The 17024-nt window shown below is 60.1% G+C and carries 15 protein-coding genes; 10 read left to right on the forward strand and 5 right to left on the reverse strand.

The features are described from left to right. Positions 1-128: 128 nt before the first annotated feature. A complete protein-coding gene (metK, locus tag KGB25_RS01215) occupies positions 129-1319 on the reverse strand; it encodes a methionine adenosyltransferase (protein ID WP_008033298.1) in 1191 nt (396 codons plus the stop codon). An 18-nt stretch (positions 1320-1337) separates the two neighbouring features. Further along, complete coding sequence (locus KGB25_RS01220) at positions 1338-2333, reverse strand: ArsR/SmtB family transcription factor (RefSeq protein ID WP_008033297.1); 996 nt, start codon at positions 2331-2333, stop codon at positions 1338-1340. A 260-nt stretch (positions 2334-2593) separates the two neighbouring features. Here KGB25_RS01220 and tkt point away from each other — a divergent pair, with 260 nt between their 5' ends. The 6 genes from tkt (at position 2594) to fba (ending at position 8950) form a co-directional block, all read left to right on the forward strand. Further along, positions 2594-4591, forward strand: coding sequence for a transketolase (gene tkt, locus KGB25_RS01225; RefSeq protein WP_008033295.1), 1998 nt, complete (start codon positions 2594-2596; stop codon positions 4589-4591). A gap of 183 nt (positions 4592-4774) precedes the next feature. Beyond that, the gene (gene epd, locus KGB25_RS01230) at positions 4775-5827 is read left to right on the forward strand and encodes an erythrose-4-phosphate dehydrogenase (RefSeq protein WP_008033294.1); all 1053 of its coding nucleotides are present in this window, start codon (positions 4775-4777) and stop codon (positions 5825-5827) included. Between the two features lie 12 nt (positions 5828-5839). Continuing rightward, positions 5840-7003 carry a phosphoglycerate kinase gene (locus KGB25_RS01235; RefSeq protein ID WP_223414042.1) on the forward strand — a complete coding sequence of 388 codons (1164 nt, stop codon included), beginning with the start codon at positions 5840-5842 and terminating at the stop codon, positions 7001-7003. A gap of 34 nt (positions 7004-7037) precedes the next feature. Then, positions 7038-7259: a hypothetical protein gene (locus KGB25_RS01240; RefSeq protein ID WP_008033291.1), complete on the forward strand. Its 222-nt coding sequence runs from the start codon at positions 7038-7040 to the stop codon at positions 7257-7259. Between the two features lie 56 nt (positions 7260-7315). Further along, positions 7316-7648: an MliC family protein gene (locus KGB25_RS01245; protein ID WP_008045002.1), complete on the forward strand. Its 333-nt coding sequence runs from the start codon at positions 7316-7318 to the stop codon at positions 7646-7648. Between the two features lie 237 nt (positions 7649-7885). Next, positions 7886-8950 (forward strand): class II fructose-bisphosphate aldolase, encoded by a 1065-nt coding sequence (fba, locus tag KGB25_RS01250; RefSeq protein WP_007981624.1) that lies wholly within the window; start codon positions 7886-7888, stop codon positions 8948-8950. A gap of 126 nt (positions 8951-9076) precedes the next feature. On the opposite strand, the gene KGB25_RS01255 is transcribed toward fba, so the two are convergent. After that, positions 9077-9745 (reverse strand): polysaccharide lyase family 7 protein, encoded by a 669-nt coding sequence (locus tag KGB25_RS01255; RefSeq protein WP_008044751.1) that lies wholly within the window; start codon positions 9743-9745, stop codon positions 9077-9079. Positions 9746-10066: 321 nt separating this feature from the next. Between KGB25_RS01255 and KGB25_RS01260 the strand changes: the two genes are divergently transcribed. The 3 genes from KGB25_RS01260 to KGB25_RS01270 are packed head-to-tail and all read left to right on the forward strand — an operon-like array spanning position 10067 to position 13040. Beyond that, positions 10067-12190: a putative bifunctional diguanylate cyclase/phosphodiesterase gene (locus tag KGB25_RS01260; RefSeq protein WP_223434068.1), complete on the forward strand. Its 2124-nt coding sequence runs from the start codon at positions 10067-10069 to the stop codon at positions 12188-12190. A 46-nt stretch (positions 12191-12236) separates the two neighbouring features. Continuing rightward, a complete protein-coding gene (locus KGB25_RS01265; protein ID WP_032832888.1) occupies positions 12237-12728 on the forward strand; it encodes a YgjP-like metallopeptidase domain-containing protein in 492 nt (163 codons plus the stop codon). A gap of 15 nt (positions 12729-12743) precedes the next feature. Beyond that, positions 12744-13040 carry a helix-turn-helix domain-containing protein gene (locus KGB25_RS01270; RefSeq protein ID WP_008033286.1) on the forward strand — a complete coding sequence of 99 codons (297 nt, stop codon included), beginning with the start codon at positions 12744-12746 and terminating at the stop codon, positions 13038-13040. Positions 13041-13139: 99 nt separating this feature from the next. On the opposite strand, the gene KGB25_RS01275 is transcribed toward KGB25_RS01270, so the two are convergent. After that, complete coding sequence (locus KGB25_RS01275) at positions 13140-13592, reverse strand: GNAT family N-acetyltransferase (protein WP_008044754.1); 453 nt, start codon at positions 13590-13592, stop codon at positions 13140-13142. A 256-nt stretch (positions 13593-13848) separates the two neighbouring features. Between KGB25_RS01275 and KGB25_RS01280 the strand changes: the two genes are divergently transcribed. Then, positions 13849-14586 carry a substrate-binding periplasmic protein gene (locus KGB25_RS01280; RefSeq protein ID WP_008033284.1) on the forward strand — a complete coding sequence of 246 codons (738 nt, stop codon included), beginning with the start codon at positions 13849-13851 and terminating at the stop codon, positions 14584-14586. Positions 14587-14702: 116 nt separating this feature from the next. On the opposite strand, the gene yccS is transcribed toward KGB25_RS01280, so the two are convergent. Continuing rightward, a complete protein-coding gene (gene yccS, locus KGB25_RS01285) occupies positions 14703-16886 on the reverse strand; it encodes a YccS family putative transporter (RefSeq protein WP_008033283.1) in 2184 nt (727 codons plus the stop codon). Positions 16887-17024: the final 138 nt, after the last annotated feature.

Consider the following 17024-nt stretch of genomic DNA (forward strand, 5'->3'; position numbering starts at 1 on the left):
GGAAATGCATTCCAATGTAGGAGCGAGACCGGCTTGCCGGTGATGGGAGCGACTCGGTCTCAAAGGCAAGACAACAAAAAGCCCCGCACGGCGAACCGTGCAGGGCTTTTGGTACCGCCGGGGAGGTCTTACAGGCCGGCAGCCGAACGCAGGTCGTCGGCGCGGTCGGTTTTTTCCCAGGTGAACGTGGTGAAGGTGTCTTCGCCCACGGTCTTGGTCGCCGGGGTGCGACCGAAGTGGCCGTACGCTGCGGTTTCCTGGTACATCGGGTGCAGCAGGTCAAGCATGGTGGTGATTGCGTATGGACGCAGGTCGAACACTTCGCGAACCAGTTTGACGATTTTGTCGTCGCTGATTTTGCCGGTGCCGAAGGTGTTCAACGAGATCGAAGTTGGCTGGGCAACACCGATCGCGTAGGAAACCTGAATCTCGCAACGCTCGGCCAGGCCGGCAGCGACGATGTTCTTCGCCACGTAACGACCGGCGTAGGCCGCGGAACGGTCAACCTTCGATGGATCTTTACCGGAGAACGCGCCGCCGCCGTGACGGGCCATGCCGCCGTAGCTGTCGACGATGATCTTGCGACCGGTCAGACCGCAGTCACCCACTGGGCCGCCAATGATGAACTGGCCAGTCGGGTTGATGTGGAACTGGGTGTCTTTGGTCAGCAGTTCGGCAGGCAGCACGTGCTTGACGATCAGCTCCATCACGCCTTCGCGCAGGTCTTTGTACGACACTTCAGGGTTGTGCTGGGTCGACAGTACAACGGCGTCGATACCGACAACCTTGCCGCCTTCGTAACGGCAAGTCACTTGCGACTTGGCGTCCGGGCGCAGCCAAGGCAGCAGGCCGGATTTACGGGCTTCGGCCTGGCGCTGAACCAGTTGGTGCGAGAAGGTGATCGGTGCTGGCATCAGCACGTCGGTTTCGTTGCTGGCGTAGCCGAACATCAGGCCCTGGTCGCCGGCGCCCTGATCTTCAGGCTTGGCACGGTCAACACCCTGGTTGATGTCTGGGGACTGCTTACCGATGATGTTCATCACACCGCAAGTGGCGCCGTCGAAGCCGACATCGGAGCTGTTGTAGCCGATGTCCAGAATGACGTTACGCACGATTTCTTCCAGGTCGACCCAGGCCGACGTGGTGACTTCACCTGCGATGATTGCCACGCCGGTTTTTACCAGCGTTTCGCACGCCACACGGGCGAACTTGTCTTCAGCAATGATGGCGTCCAGCACCGCATCGGAAATCTGGTCGGCGATTTTGTCCGGATGCCCTTCGGACACGGACTCGGAGGTGAAGAGGGAGTATTCGCTCATCTCGATTTTTTCCTGAATTTACCGATGGTGAGTGTCGCCAGTTGGCCGCTGAAAGTGGCGGACCTGAATCTGGAAACCATTACGTAAGCCTACATAGAGGCTTTCCCCGGGAACGAGTCCCGCAGCGGTGGCCCAACGGGCCAGATCGTCCTGTTCAAACCCCAACCAGAGATCACCGCAGGCCTCCCTGGCCCAACTCTGGTTGTGGCTACATAACTCTGTCACAAGCAGGCTACCGCCCGGTTGCAGCAATTTGGCCATGTGCTTGAGCGCATCGGCCGGCGCGGCAAAGTGGTGCAGCACCATGTTCAGTACAACGCAATCGGCCTTGAGGCTTACGCCATTCAATGCATCGGCCAGTTGCAGGCTGACGTTAGCCAGCGTTTCACGTTCGCAGACCTGCCGCGCCAATTCGAGCATCGCCTGGCTGTTGTCCAGCGCGGTGACGTGAGTGAAACGGCGCGCCAGTTCCGGCAAAAAAGCACCGTCGCCAGGGCCGACTTCTATGGCCGTGGCGCCTTCACTGAAACTCAGTTTGTCGAGCAAGGCCACCACGCTTTCGCGGTACTGCGGCAGGCCGGCAATCAGGTCTTGCTGGGCGCGAAACTTCTCCGCGACCCGTGAGAAAAAGTCTTGGCTGGCCGCTGCGCGTTGCCCGTGGACCTGACCGATCCGCGACTGCACATCGGCAGGCAGGGTCAGGTTGTCCACTTCTTCGAGCAGCGCGGCGTGCAACTTGCCGCCGAGCAGGTCGGTGTGGGGCAGGGCGCGACGGTAGAAAATCGCGTTGCCTTCACGGCGCGTAGCCACCAGGTCGGCCTGGGCCAGTACCTTGAGGTGATGACTCATGCCCGACTGGCCAATACCGAAGATCTGCGCCAGCTCGAGTACGCCAAACGAGTCGTTGGCCAGCGCGCGCAATACATTCAGCCGCAGAGGATCGCCACCGGCCTTGCACAGGGCCGCCAGCTCATCGCACTCGTCATGTTGAATGGAAGGCACGCGTAAATTCATAGGGCCAGCAGTCTAGTGACGGTCAGAAAGTACCGCAAGAGCAATATCAAAAAGTTTTGATATTGCTCGATGGGTGGCACTTCTGATGACTTGTTTCACTCTACAAACGAATAGCAGAAAGGTTTCACCAGCCGAAACCGTCTTTATCCATTGGAAAAACGCCTTCAGATGACTATCTGTCATTGCCGCGAGGCATGCCTGTGAGGGAAAATGCTCGCCTTTTTTCCGTTTCGTTTTATTCAAACCCTAGGAGATCAGCGATGCCCAGCCGTCGTGAGCGTGCCAACGCCATTCGTGCCCTCAGCATGGATGCCGTGCAAAAAGCCAACAGCGGCCATCCCGGTGCCCCGATGGGTATGGCGGATATCGCCGAAGTACTTTGGCGTGACTACCTGAAGCACAACCCGAGCAATCCATCGTTCGCCGACCGTGACCGCTTCGTGCTGTCCAACGGCCACGGCTCGATGCTGATCTACTCGCTGCTGCACCTGACCGGCTACGACCTGTCGATCGATGACCTGAAGCAATTCCGTCAACTGCACAGCCGCACCCCGGGTCACCCGGAACTCGGCTACACCCCGGGCGTTGAAACCACCACCGGTCCACTGGGCCAGGGTCTGGCCAACGCCGTGGGTTTTGCCCTGGCTGAAAAAGTCCTGGCGGCGCAGTTCAACCGTCCGGGCCACAACATCGTTGACCACCACACTTATGTGTTCCTGGGTGATGGCTGCATGATGGAAGGCATTTCCCACGAAGTCGGCTCGCTCGCTGGTACTTTGGGCCTGGGCAAGCTGATCGCCTTCTACGATGACAACGGCATCTCCATCGACGGCGAAGTCGAAGGCTGGTTCACCGATGACACGCCGAAGCGTTTCGAAGCCTACAACTGGCAGGTGATCCGCAACGTCGACGGTCATGATCCTGAAGAGATCAAAATCGCCATCGAGACCGCTCGCAAAAGCGCGCAGCCGACCCTGATCTGCTGCAAGACCACCATCGGTTTCGGTTCGCCGAACAAGCAAGGTAAAGAAGACTGCCACGGCGCCCCATTGGGTGACGCGGAAATCGCACTGACCCGTACTGCACTGAAGTGGAACCACGGTCCGTTCGAAATCCCGGCCGACATCTACGCCGAGTGGGACGCCAAGGAAGCCGGCCGCGCTGCCGAAGCCGAGTGGGACCAGCGTTTCGCTGCCTACTCCGCCGCTTTCCCGACCGAAGCGAACGAACTGATTCGTCGTCTGAGCGGTGATCTGCCGGCCGACTTCACCGAGAAAGCCGATGCTTATATCGCTGAAGTCGCTGCCAAAGGCGAAACCATCGCCAGCCGTAAAGCCAGCCAGAACGCTCTCAACGCATTCGGCCCGCTGTTGCCTGAGTTCCTCGGCGGCTCCGCTGACCTGGCCGGTTCCAACCTGACCCTGTGGAAAGGCTGCAAAGGCGTCACGGCTGAAGACGCCAGCGGCAACTACATGTACTACGGCGTACGCGAGTTCGGCATGACCGCCATCATGAATGGCGTTGCCTTGCACGGCGGCCTGGTGCCTTACGGCGCGACCTTCCTGATGTTCATGGAATACGCCCGCAACGCTGTGCGCATGTCGGCCTTGATGAAGCAGCGCGTGATCCACGTCTACACCCACGACTCCATCGGTCTGGGCGAAGACGGCCCGACTCACCAGCCTATCGAGCAACTGGCCAGCCTGCGCTGCACGCCAAACCTCGACACCTGGCGTCCAGCCGACGCCGTGGAATCGGCGGTGAGCTGGAAATGCGCACTGGAGCGCAAGGACGGTCCTTCGGCCTTGATCTTCTCGCGTCAGAACCTGCAGCACCAAACCCGCAACGCGATTCAGATCGAAGAGATCTCCCGTGGCGGTTACGTGTTGAAGGACTGTGCAGGCGAGCCTGATCTGATCCTGATCGCCACCGGTTCCGAAGTCGGCCTGGCGGTTCAGGCTTATGACAAGCTGACCGAGCAGGGTCGTAAAGTACGCGTCGTTTCGATGCCGTGCACCAGCGTGTTCGATGCCCAGGACGCCGACTACAAGCAATCGGTCCTGCCGTTGCAGGTCAGCGCCCGTATCGCCATCGAAGCCTCTCACGCGGACTACTGGTACAAGTACGTGGGCCTGGAAGGTCGCGTCATCGGCATGACCACCTACGGCGAGTCGGCGCCTGCGCCAGCCTTGTTCGAAGAGTTCGGCTTCACCCTGGAAAACATCCTGGGTCAGGCTGAAGAGCTGCTGGAAGACTGATCCAGAAGTTGCGTTATCGGGGCTGACGCCTTCGCGGGCAAGCCTCGCTCCTACAAGGGATAGCGTTGTTGGCGGAATTGGGGTCATCCCGATCCTCAACAATCGCAAACCTGTAGGAGCGAGGCTTGCCCGCGAAGACGGCAGGCCTGGCGACCACATTCCCAAGCGTCATCGAGAACCCCCATGCCTCAACCGCGTCCCTACAAAGTTGCACTCAACGGCTACGGCCGGATTGGTCGTTGCGTCTTGCGTGCGTTGTTTGAGCGAGGCTCGGCGGCCGGGTTTGAAATTGTCGCGATCAACGATCTGGCGGACATGGCCAGCATCGAATACCTGACACGCTTCGACTCCACGCACGGGCGTTTTCCCGGCGAGGTGAAGGTCGACGGCGATTGTCTGCATATTAATGGCGACTGCGTGAAGGTCCTGCGCAGTGCCACCCCCGAAGGCATCGATTGGGCGTCCCTGGGCGTCGATCTGGTGCTGGAGTGCTCCGGCGCTTACCACACCCGTGAAGACGGTCAGCGTTTCCTCGACGCCGGCGCACCACGCGTGCTGTTTTCCCAGCCGATGGCCAGCGAGGCGGATGTCGACGCCACCATCGTCTACGGCGTGAACCAGGATTGCCTGACCGGCGACGAGCTGCTGGTGTCCAACGCATCCTGCACCACCAACTGCGGCGTGCCGCTGTTGCGCCTGCTGGATCAGGCCATCGGCCTGGAATACGTGTCGATCACCACCATCCACTCGGCGATGAACGATCAGCCGGTGATCGACGCCTATCACCACGAAGACCTGCGCCGTACGCGTTCGGCGTTTCAGTCGGTGATTCCGGTGTCCACTGGTCTGGCGCGCGGCATCGAACGCCTGTTGCCGGAACTTGCCGGGCGAATTCAGGCCAAAGCCGTGCGGGTGCCGACGGTGAACGTGTCTTGCCTCGATATTACGATGCAGACCGTGAGCGATACCGACGCCACCGAGGTCAACCGGATTCTGCGCGAGGCTGCCACCAGCGGCCCGCTCAAAGGCCTGCTGGCCTACACCGAGCTGCCCCACGCAAGCTGTGATTTCAACCATGACCCACATTCGGCGATCGTCGATGCCAGTCAGACCCGAGTTTCCGGCCCACGGCTGGTGAACATCCTGGCCTGGTTCGACAACGAATGGGGTTTTGCCAACCGAATGCTGGACGTTGCAGAACACTATCTGCAAACAGCAACTTCAAAAAAACCGTAGGAAGTGCGACCCATGACCGTGTTGAAGATGTCCGACCTCGATCTGCAAGGTAAGCGCGTATTGATCCGCGAAGACCTCAACGTCCCAGTCAAGGACGGTGTTGTCACCAGCGATGCGCGAATCCTGGCCTCGCTGCCGACCATCAAGCTGGCCCTGGAAAAAGGCGCGGCCGTGATGGTCTGCTCGCACCTTGGCCGTCCGACTGAAGGCGAGTTCTCGGCCGAGAACAGCCTCAAGCCTGTCGCTGACTACCTGAGCAAGGCCCTGGGCCGCGAAGTGCCGCTGGTTGCCGATTACCTGGGCGGCGTTGACGTCAAGGCCGGCGACATCGTGCTGTTCGAAAACGTGCGCTTCAACAAGGGCGAGAAAAAGAACGCTGACGAACTGGCCCAGCAATACGCCGCCCTGTGCGACGTGTTCGTGATGGACGCCTTCGGCACCGCTCACCGCGCCGAGGGTTCGACCCACGGCGTGGCCAAGTTCGCCAAAGTCGCGGCCGCGGGCCCGTTGCTGGCCGCTGAACTGGACGCACTGGGTAAAGCCCTCGGCGCTCCGGCTCAACCAATGGCAGCCATCGTTGCCGGTTCCAAGGTGTCGACCAAGCTCGACGTACTGAACAGCCTGAGCCAGATCTGCAACCAGCTGATCGTCGGCGGCGGCATTGCCAACACCTTCCTGGCTGCGGCCGGTCATCCGGTCGGCAAGTCCCTGTACGAACCGGACCTGCTGGACACCGCTCGCGCCATCGCCGCCAAAGTCAGCGTGCCGCTGCCGGTCGACGTGGTGGTCGCCAAGGAATTCGCTGAAAGCGCCGCTGCGACCGTCAAGCTGATCGCCGATGTGGCGGCAGACGACATGATCCTGGACATCGGCCCACAGACCGCGGCGAATTTCGCCGAGCTGCTGAAGTCGTCCAAGACCATCCTGTGGAACGGCCCGGTCGGCGTGTTCGAATTCGACCAGTTCGGTAACGGCACCAAAGTCTTGGCCCAGGCCATCGCTGAAAGCTCGGCGTTCTCCATCGCGGGCGGCGGCGACACCCTGGCGGCCATTGATAAATATGGCGTAGCGGATCAGATCTCCTACATTTCTACCGGCGGCGGCGCATTCCTCGAATTCGTCGAAGGCAAAGTGTTGCCGGCCGTAGAAGTCCTGGAAAGTCGGGCCAAGGCCTGAGGTCGCTGATTTGACCAGGCAAAGGAGTGTTCAGATGGTCAAGACGCTAGCGCTGTTGATCGTCGCCGGTTCACTGGCGGCTTGCGGGAGTAACCCGAAGGCCGCACCGGAACCTGCGCCGCAATCGGTACAAAAAAGCTGCTACCAGGCTGACTGGCAAGCGGAAACCAACCCGGTGCTCAACAAGCGTTCCGGGCCTGATGGCCTGGACAAATACGAAACACAGACCCCCGCCAAGGAACATGGTTGTCCTTGACGGGTCTGACTCCTTACTCAGGGCTGGCAGCGTGCGCCGTCAGTCGAGGAACACGGATGAAAGGTTTTATCGCCATTACGGCGCTGGTGCTGCTGGCAGGTTGCTCGAATTTTGACCTGTTCAAGCCGGCCCAATCAACGGACAGCTGGGCCACCTGGACCTGCGACAGCCAGGCCAAAGTGGTCTGGCGCTACACTGACGACAGCCATAAGGCCGTCGACGTGCGCCTCGGTGGGGCCGATCAGGTCTATCGCCTGAAGCTTGAGCCAGGCGCCGAAGGTTCGCTGTACAGCAACGACATGCTGGCGTTTCACATAAAAGGTGAGGAAGGCCTGGTTTACTGGGTCGCCACCAACGATTTGATCGGCCGCGGTTGTAAAGCCGAATAACAACGGCCGACGCAACCTCTGTAGGAGCTGGCTTGCCAGCGATGAGGCCCTTGAGGCGTGTGGTGTCTGTGCGGACGCCATCGCCGGCAAGCCGGCTCCTACAGGGGATGTGCAGGTCAGTAGCGTAATACCGAATTCGCAGGCCGGGCTGACCCCCGATCTGCAATAACTTGAATAGCCGCCGCCGCTCCGGCAGGCTGGCACGATTAACGACCCAAACCGGGAGAGACACACACAATGGCACTTATCAGCATGCGCCAGATGCTGGACCACGCAGCCGAGTTCGGCTACGGCGTTCCAGCCTTCAACGTCAACAACCTTGAGCAGATGCGCGCCATCATGGAAGCCGCTGACAAGACTGACTCCCCGGTGATCGTCCAGGCGTCGGCCGGTGCTCGCAAATACGCCGGCGCACCGTTCCTGCGTCACCTGATCCTGGCGGCAATCGAAGAATTCCCGCACATCCCGGTGTGCATGCACCAGGACCACGGCACCAGCCCTGACGTCTGCCAGCGCTCCATTCAACTGGGCTTCAGCTCGGTGATGATGGACGGCTCCCTGGGCGAAGACGGCAAGACGCCGACCGACTACGACTACAACGTCCGTGTTACCCAACAAACCGTAGCCATGGCTCACGCCTGCGGCGTATCGGTAGAAGGCGAGCTGGGCTGCCTGGGTTCGCTGGAAACCGGTATGGCCGGTGAAGAAGACGGCATCGGCGCTGAAGGCGTTCTGGATCACAGCCAGATGCTGACCGACCCGGAAGAAGCTGCCGACTTCGTCAAACGCACTCAAGTCGACGCCCTGGCCATCGCCATCGGCACCAGCCACGGCGCATACAAGTTCACCAAGCCGCCTACCGGCGACGTGCTGGCCATCGACCGCATCAAAGAAATCCACAAACGCATCCCGAACACCCACCTGGTAATGCACGGTTCGTCTTCGGTTCCGCAAGAGTGGCTGGCGATCATCAACCAGTACGGCGGCGACATCAAAGAAACCTACGGCGTACCGGTTGAAGAAATCGTCGAAGGCATCAAGCACGGCGTGCGCAAGGTCAACATCGACACCGACCTGCGCCTGGCGTCCACCGGTGCGATGCGTCGCCTGATGGCCACCAACCCGAGCGAATTCGACCCGCGTAAGTTCTTCGGCGCGACCGTGACTGCGATGCGTGATGTGTGTATCGCTCGCTACGAAGCCTTCGGCACTGCCGGCAACGCTTCGAAGATCAAAGCGATTTCGCTGGAAGGCATGTATCAGCGTTATCTGAAAGGTGAGTTGAACGCCAAGGTTAACTAAGCCTTCAGCGTTTGAGTTGCACAAAAAACCCGCCGAGAGGCGGGTTTTTTTATGGGCGATGACTCTTGGTTGAATGCGGTCATTGTAGGAGTGAGCCTGCTCCCACAGGTTCAGCCGTGATTCACATCACTTATCGTGATCAATATCCAGTTTGCTAAATGTCACTTTACCGCCTTCACTGGTGTACCCGGTGTTGTCCTGCACATAGACCCCGGCCTTGAAGTACAGCGGTTTGACCCGCCACATGGCGCTGATGTTGGTGTCCCACTGATAACCCGCGGCACTTATGCCCAGCGCACCACCAGGGCTGAGGTGGATGAGGTAGGAGAACTCCTGATCCAGTTTCACGCCGGTGGCGATGGTGATTACCCGGCCTTCGTCGTCATCGGGGTGCATGCGCACTTTGGCGACGATGTTGCCGGTCTTGGTGGTGGTCTTGTACTGATACTCGACCTTCACCATGGGTTTCTGGCTTTCGTAGGCGTGGATCTGGCCGATGACGATTTTCCCGGAGCTCGGCACCTGGTTCACCGCCAGGGTGGCGCGCAGGGAATTGTCGGCGTCCGGGTAGTACCAGTTTTTCAGGGTGCCGTTGCTGTAGGTTTCCCGTAGTTCGGTGCGGGGGTATTTGGCATTTTCGGTGCGGGTGCCAGTCACCGGCGACCAGAAAAACAGTGTGCCGGTGTCGGAGTGGAAGTATTGATCCTTGAACCCATTCACCAGTTTGGCCGTTTCAACGGTGTACGGCGGGTTACCGACGGGAACGCTGAGGTTCCAGGATGCGAGATCGATCATAGGCAAAGCTTCCACGAATTTTGCGGCACGGACGTACCAGAAGCTCTAGCACGCGCCTTTGGGGGCGGTCTTTATAAGCGTAGAAGGCTATTTTGTTAACGTCTGTCTGACAAATGGATGACGTCAAAATCCTGTTAAAAGGCCATCTTTCCCGGTTTTAGCGGGCTGTAGAGGTGACCGTTAGTCGGGCAATGAACCCTTTAGTTAAATGATGGCGTACTGATATCTTCTGCTTTCGCGAATCCCGGTCTAGAGTGAAGACGTAATATTTGTCCGGTTTTCACGAGAAACCGGCCTGACGCCCCGACATAGAGAAGCAGCATGGAATGCGCGCAACCCACGCCAGCCGAAGGCAGCTCAACCCTTTTAATCGTCGATGATTACCCTGAAAACCTGATCAGCATGCGCGCGTTGCTGCAGCGCCAGGACTGGCAGGTCATTACTGCTGCCTCCGGTTTCGAAGCCCTCGGCCTTCTACTCGAACACGATATCGATCTGGTGCTGCTGGATGTGCAGATGCCGGGCATGGACGGCTTTGAAGTGGCGCGCCTGATGCGTGGCAGTCAGCGCACCCGCCTCACGCCGATCATTTTCCTCACCGCCAACGAACAGTCTCAGGATGCCGTGATCAAGGGCTACGCCAGTGGTGCGGTGGATTACCTGTTCAAACCGTTCGACCCGCAGATTCTCAAGCCCAAAGTCCAGGCGCTGCTGGAGCATCAGCGCAATCGCCGGGCGTTGCAGCGCCTGAGCCACGATCTGGAGGTCGCGCGCGCCTTCAACGCCTCGGTGCTGGACAATGCCGCCGAAGGCATCCTGGTGGTCGGCGAGGACGGCCTGATCCGCTTTGCCAACCCGGCGATGTCGCGACTGCTCAATGCCACGGTGCAAGACCTCCAAGGCAAAGAGTTTCTGGATTACCTGCAAAAGCCGCATATTCCGGTCTGGGCCGATTCAGAACTGCTGGCCGGTTACAAGCGCGGCGAAACCCTGCGCCTGCACGATGCGCTATTGCGTACGGCACCGGGCCAGCAGGTACCCGTCGCACTTTCATGCGCGCCATTGCCAACCGAGCAACACGCGATGGTGGTGACGGTGCTGGACATGTCGGTGGTGCGTCATCTGCATCAGCAGCTGGAATTCCAGGCGGTGACCGACCCGTTGACCGGCCTGCTCAATCGCCGTGGTTTCTATCAGACCGTGGAAAACCTGCTGCTGCGCGGTGAGCGTAACGACAGCGCCTGGGTGTTGCTGTACCTCGACCTCGACGGTTTTAAACGGGTCAACGATTCCCTTGGTCACGATGCCGGTGACCGCGTGTTGCGCTGGGTGTCCGAACAGCTGAAGGCTTGCTTGCGACCCTTCGACATTCTGGCGCGCATGGGCGGCGATGAATTCACGGCGCTGCTCGATCTGGAGTTCCCCGAGCAAGCGGCCAAGATTGCCGAGAAGCTGATTGAGCGGGTGTCGATCTGTCAGCAGATCGATGGGCTGGATATCGCCCTCGGGGCCAGCATCGGCATCGCCACGTATCCGGATTGCGGGGCCAATCTCGATGGTTTGCTGCGAGCGTCCGACATCGCCATGTACGAAGCCAAGCGTGCCGGGCGTCAGCAATATCGCTTCTATGACCATGACATGAACGGTCGCGCGCGCTCACGGTTGATGCTCGAAGAAAGTGTGCGCACCGCCATCGAAAACCGCGATTTCAATCTGGTGTATCAACCGCAAGTGGCCATTGCCGGAGGGCAGATTCGCGGGTTCGAAGCCCTGCTGCGCTGGCAGCATCCGAGCGTCGGCGACGTGCCGCCAGGGCTGTTTTTGCCGTTGCTGGAAGAGGCGCGGTTGATCAGTCGCCTCGGCAGCTGGATTTATCATCGCGGCGCCGGGCAACGCAAAGCCTGGGAAACCTTGTTTGCCGAGGACTTGGTGCTGGGCGTCAGCTTGAGCAGTACACAGTTCGGCATGCCCAACCTGGTCACCGAGTTGCGTCAGGTGCTGGAGCGCCATGGCTTGCAGGCGCGGCATCTGGAGGTCGAGGTCACGGAAGAGGCCTTGATGCACAACCCCGATGAAACCCGCAAACAACTGCGGCTGCTGCGCAATCTGGGGGTGCGGGTGGCGCTGGATGATTTCGGCTCCGGGCCGTGCTCGTTGTCGCATCTGCGGGATCTGGAGCTGGACACGCTCAAGCTTGACCGGCATGTGATCGCCCGGTTGCCGGACTCTTCGCGGGATGCGGCGTTGGTGCGCAATGTGATCGACCTGTGCAAGCAGTACGGGATGCTGGTGATCGCCGAAGGCGTGGAAACCATCGCGCAATATGAATGGCTGCAAGCCAATGGCTGCGAGTACGTGCAAGGTTTCCTGGTGGCGCGGCCGATGATGGCCGAGGACGTCGGCGACTTTGTGCGGCCGTTCGACTGGAGCACGTTGATCGACTGAATTCGCTACACTGGCGGCCTTTCAGTAATTGATGTTGCCTATCCCGATGACCGCGTTGAAATACCTTCAGGCCTATCCCGTAGAGTTGCAGGACCAGGTGCGCTGGCTGATCACCGAAGGTCGGCTGGGCGATTACCTGGACAAACGCTACCCGCAAAAGCACGACGTGCAGAGTGACAAGGCGCTGTATGCCTATGCCCTGGACCTCAAGCAGGAATACCTGCGTAACGCCCCGGCCATCGACAAAGTGTTGTTCGACAACCGTCTGGACCTGACCCACCGCGCCCTCGGCCTGCACACCACGATCTCGCGGGTGCAGGGCGGCAAACTCAAGGCCAAGAAAGAAATTCGCGTGGCCTCGCTGTTCAAGGAGGCGCCTTGCGAGTTCCTGAAGATGATCGTGGTGCATGAGCTGGCGCACTTCAAGGAATCGGATCACAACAAGGCGTTCTACAAGCTGTGCGAACACATGTTGCCGGGGTATCACCAGGTCGAATTCGATTTGCGGGTGTACCTGACGTGGCGGGAAATGCAGTAGCCAAGGAGTGTGTGGATGGACGTGAGCAAGACCAAGAGCAGCTTCTATCGCCGTTTATACGTGGCGTACCTGATCGACAGTGGGCTGGCCAGCAGCGTCCCGGCATTGACCGACGTGACCGGCATGCCCCGGCGCACGGCGCAGGACACCATTGCGGCGTTGGCGGATCTGGATATCGTTTGCGAGTTCGAGCAGGAAGAGGGCGCGCGCAATCATGCGGGGCGCTATCGGATTCGCGAGTGGGGAGCGATTGATCGGGGATGGATCGAGCGGAATTTGCGGCAGATTAAAGCGGTGTTGGAATATCCGTAGACTGCTGCGGCGACTGAACTGACGCCTTCGCGGGCAAGCCTCGCTCCTACAGGATTTGCGCTGCCCTTGTAGGAGCGAGGCTTGCCCGCGAAGAGGCCCTCAAGAACGACGCATCCCGATATGCGGAATACCATCTTCCACGTATTCCTCACCCGCCACGACAAACCCGTACCGCCCGTAATACCCCTGCAAATGCGCCTGCGCCGACAGATAAACCGGCACATCAGGCCAACGCTTCCCAGCCTGCTTCAACGCCAGGGCGATCAGCTCATGACCCAACCCTTTGCCGCGCGCTTGCGGGGCGGTAAGCACCCGGCCGATCACCACATCGCCGCCCTGTAATTCCGGGTCGAGCAAGCGCAGGTACGCCACCAGCCGATCGCCGTCCCAGGCCATCAAGTGGCAGGTGTCACCCTCCAGATCCTGGCCGTCCACGTCCTGATAGACGCATTTCTGCTCCACAACGAAAACCTCTGAGCGCAACTGCAGAATGGCGTACAGCTGCTCTTTGCCCAGATCACTGTGGTGCTTGCAGATCCAATCGATTGTCATCTTCACATTCCGTTGACCTAGTCGCTCCGATACTAATCGCCTGGGCGAAAGATGTCTTTATGGCAGAGAAATCTGTGACAAAGGCCAAAATGCCATCATTCAATTCGCGCGGCGTTGTCTTCTTTGTGTAATCTGGGCTGAAGCGCTGTGCAGTGGCTTCGATGAGCTAATGTTGGTACCTGGGTTTCGCCGTTACGGGGCCTTGGAGTTTTGGCTGAAAACACGTCGGGCAGCCGCCCGCTAAGGATTTTCGAGCATGCCGCGATTGCATCGAGCTTTGGCCTTGATCGGATTGCTGTTGCTGACTCAGAGCGCGGCAGCGGAAAAGCTGCGACTGGTAGCCGATGCCTGGCCACCCTTTACTGATGCGACGCTGCTCAATGGCGGCCTGGCGACAGACATTGTCAGCACCGCGCTGGCGCGAGCCGGCTATGCAAGTGACTTTGAACAGGTGCCCTGGGCACGTGCCCTGATGGGTGTGGGCGAAGGCCGTTACGATGTGCTGGTGAACGCCTGGTATACCGAAGAGCGCACCAGGCTCGGCCGGTTTTCCGGCGAGTACCTGCTCAACCGCGTGCGCTTTCTCAAGCGCAAGGACGCACCGATCGAATACAACAACCTGCAGCAGCTGCACACCTACCCGATTGCAGTGGTACGCGGTTACGCCTATTCACCGGCGTTCGATGAGGACGCCTCGCTGCAGAAGGTCCCGGTGCACAGCTTCGCCATGGCCGTGCGCATGGTCGCTGCCGATCGGGTCAAGCTGACGCTGGAAGACGAATACGTCGCGCGTTATTACCTGGCCCGGGAGTCCGCCAAGGTGCGCAATGCCGTGGAGTTCCTGCCCAAGCCGTTGAGCGAGAACAGCCTGCACATTCTGGTCAGCCTGAAAAATCCGCACCACGAAGAGATCGTGGCCAGTTTCGACCGTGAGATTGCGGAGATGAAAGCGGATGGCAGTTATGAGCAGTTGATGAAGCAGCACGGGATGTAGTTTTTGCGGGATGGCTGATGACCCCTTCGCGGGCAAGCCTGCTCCTACAGGATTCGCGGCGATACTTGTAGGAGCGAGGCTTGCCCGCGAAGAGGCCGGCCCACTCACCACACATCTCAATCCTCGCCGGTGTCCTTGATCAAATGCGCCGCCAACGTCCGTAACGGCCCCAACTGCCGACAGATCAACGCCAACTGCGTCTGCACCAGCCGCTGCCCTTCATCGATCTCATCCGGCATCTGTTCCAGCTCATTGGCCAGTGCCTCTTCCTCATCACTCTGAATCGCAATCGGCAGTTTGCTCGCCAACCCTTGAGCGATTTCATCGATGCTCGCCGCCAGTTTCACGCCGGCCCCTTCGATCAATTGTTCGCGCACGTCCGCCGGCAGTTGGGTTTCACGGTGTGCACCCAGTCCTGACAAATAGCTGAGCAAGGTGTGCGACAACACCAGGAAGCGGAACCCGACATCCGCCTCCTTACGGAAATGCCCCGGCTCCATCAGCATGTTGGCGAGCGTGGTCGAGAGCGCCGCATCGGCGTTGTGTGCGTTGCGCCGGGCCAGGCGATAAGCCAGGTCGTCGCTCTTGCCGGCGGCGTATTGCTGCATGATCTGGCGCAGGTAAATGCTGTTGCAGGTGAGGGTGTTGGCCAGCACTTTGTTCAAGCGTCGGCCCTGCCAGTCCGGCAGGAACAGGAACACCGCCAGGCCGGCGATCAGGCTGCCGAGCAAGGTATCGAACAGTCGCGGCAGGAACAGGCCGTAACCGTCGCCGACCTGGTTGAAGCAGAACAGCACCATCAGCGTGATCGCGGCCGTGGCCAGGGTGTAGCGGGTGGTGCGGTTGATAAAGAACACCACACCGGCGGCAATGGCGAAGCACGACTGGATCAGCGGATTCGGGAACAGATCGAACAGCGCCCACGCTACGGTCAGGCCGATGGCGGTGCCGATGATCCGCTGACCGAGCTTGCGGCGGGTCGCGCCGTAGTTCGGTTGGCAGACGAACAGCGTGGTGAGGATGATCCAGTAACCCTGCGACGGGTGAATCAAATGCACCATGCCGTAGCCGATGCTCAATGCCAGGGGCAAACGCAGGGCATGGCGGAACAGCAGCGAGGTCGGCGTCAGCTGCGTGCGCAAGCGAATCCACACATCCTTGAGGCTGCGTGGCGAACGGTCGAGCAGGCTGCTGTCGGTGGCGTCGGCGAGGGCGTCGGGGTTGCTCGCATCGCTGAGCAAGCGGTCGAGGGTGCCGAGGTTGGCGGCCAGGGCGCGCAAGGAGCGCAGCAGTCCGCGCCAGGCCGGGTTGCTCTGGACACGCAGGTGTTCGAGGGATGCATGCAAGTCGCTGAGGGCTTCGGCAAAGCTGGCGTCATAGATGAATGGCTGGCGCATCTGGATCGATTCCGCCAGCGCTCGGCAAGCCTTGCCCTGTTGGCGCAGCAGGCGCTGACAGCGGAACAGCACGTCGCTGTGGAAAAAGGCGTCGGCCAGCGCGTTGTACGGATAGTGCGAGGAGCTGGCGCGCTCGTGGATGTCCTGAGCGAGGAAGTAGAGCTTCAGGTAACGGCTGACTTTCGAGCCCGGTCGACCGTTGCCGACCCGGTGCAGAATGATTTCCTTGGCAGCGTTCAGGGCCGCCACGACCCGACCGTTTTGCTGGGCCAGCTCCAGTCGGCGCGCTTCCACGTCCATCTGCCGGATCGGCTCGAACAGCGACGATTTCAGCTTCAGGTAAAAGCCCAGTTCGCGGAACAACCGCGCCAGGCTCTGCTGCACCGGCTGGTTGGAAAACATCGCCTGCCACAACACCGAAAGCAAACCGTACCAGGCCGCGCCGGCCACCAGCAGCACCGGCTCGTGCCAGAAATCGGTCACTGCGCCGCCGCGCTGGTCCACGCCGATCATGGTGTAGACCGACAGAATCAACGTCGCCGAGGCAATCGCGCCATAACGTTCGCCGAGCGCACCGAGCATGGTCAGGCAGAAAGCGGCCAATGCGAAAGCGATGATGAACAGGACGGGGTAGGGGAAGAGCAGTTCGACGGACAGGGCCGCGACGATGAAGCAGACCAGCGTTACGGCCAGCGAATTGAGGCGGCCCTGCCAGCTGTCGTCGGTTTCGGCCAGGGCGCTGGCGATGATCCCCAGGAACAACGGGATCAGCAGCCCCATTTCATCCTGATACCAACACAGCGCCATGCTGCCGGTCAGGGCGATGAACACCCGCACGCTGTAACTGAATTTATCCAGCGCCCAGAGGCGACGCAGGGACTGACGAAAAGGGGTCGATGGCATGAAGTGCGAGGGCCTTCCGAGGCAATGACGCTAAATTGAGCCAGTAATGACGCCGACGCAATGGCGCCGATCACATCTGACAGCAAAATCTGTTCCTTTATCGAACCACCCATAACCAATGTGGGAGCGAGCCTGCTC

Source organism: Pseudomonas sp. BF-RE-21, from assembly GCF_019947305.1.
In the GTDB taxonomy this organism is placed as follows: Bacteria; Pseudomonadota; Gammaproteobacteria; order Pseudomonadales; family Pseudomonadaceae; genus Aquipseudomonas; species Aquipseudomonas migulae.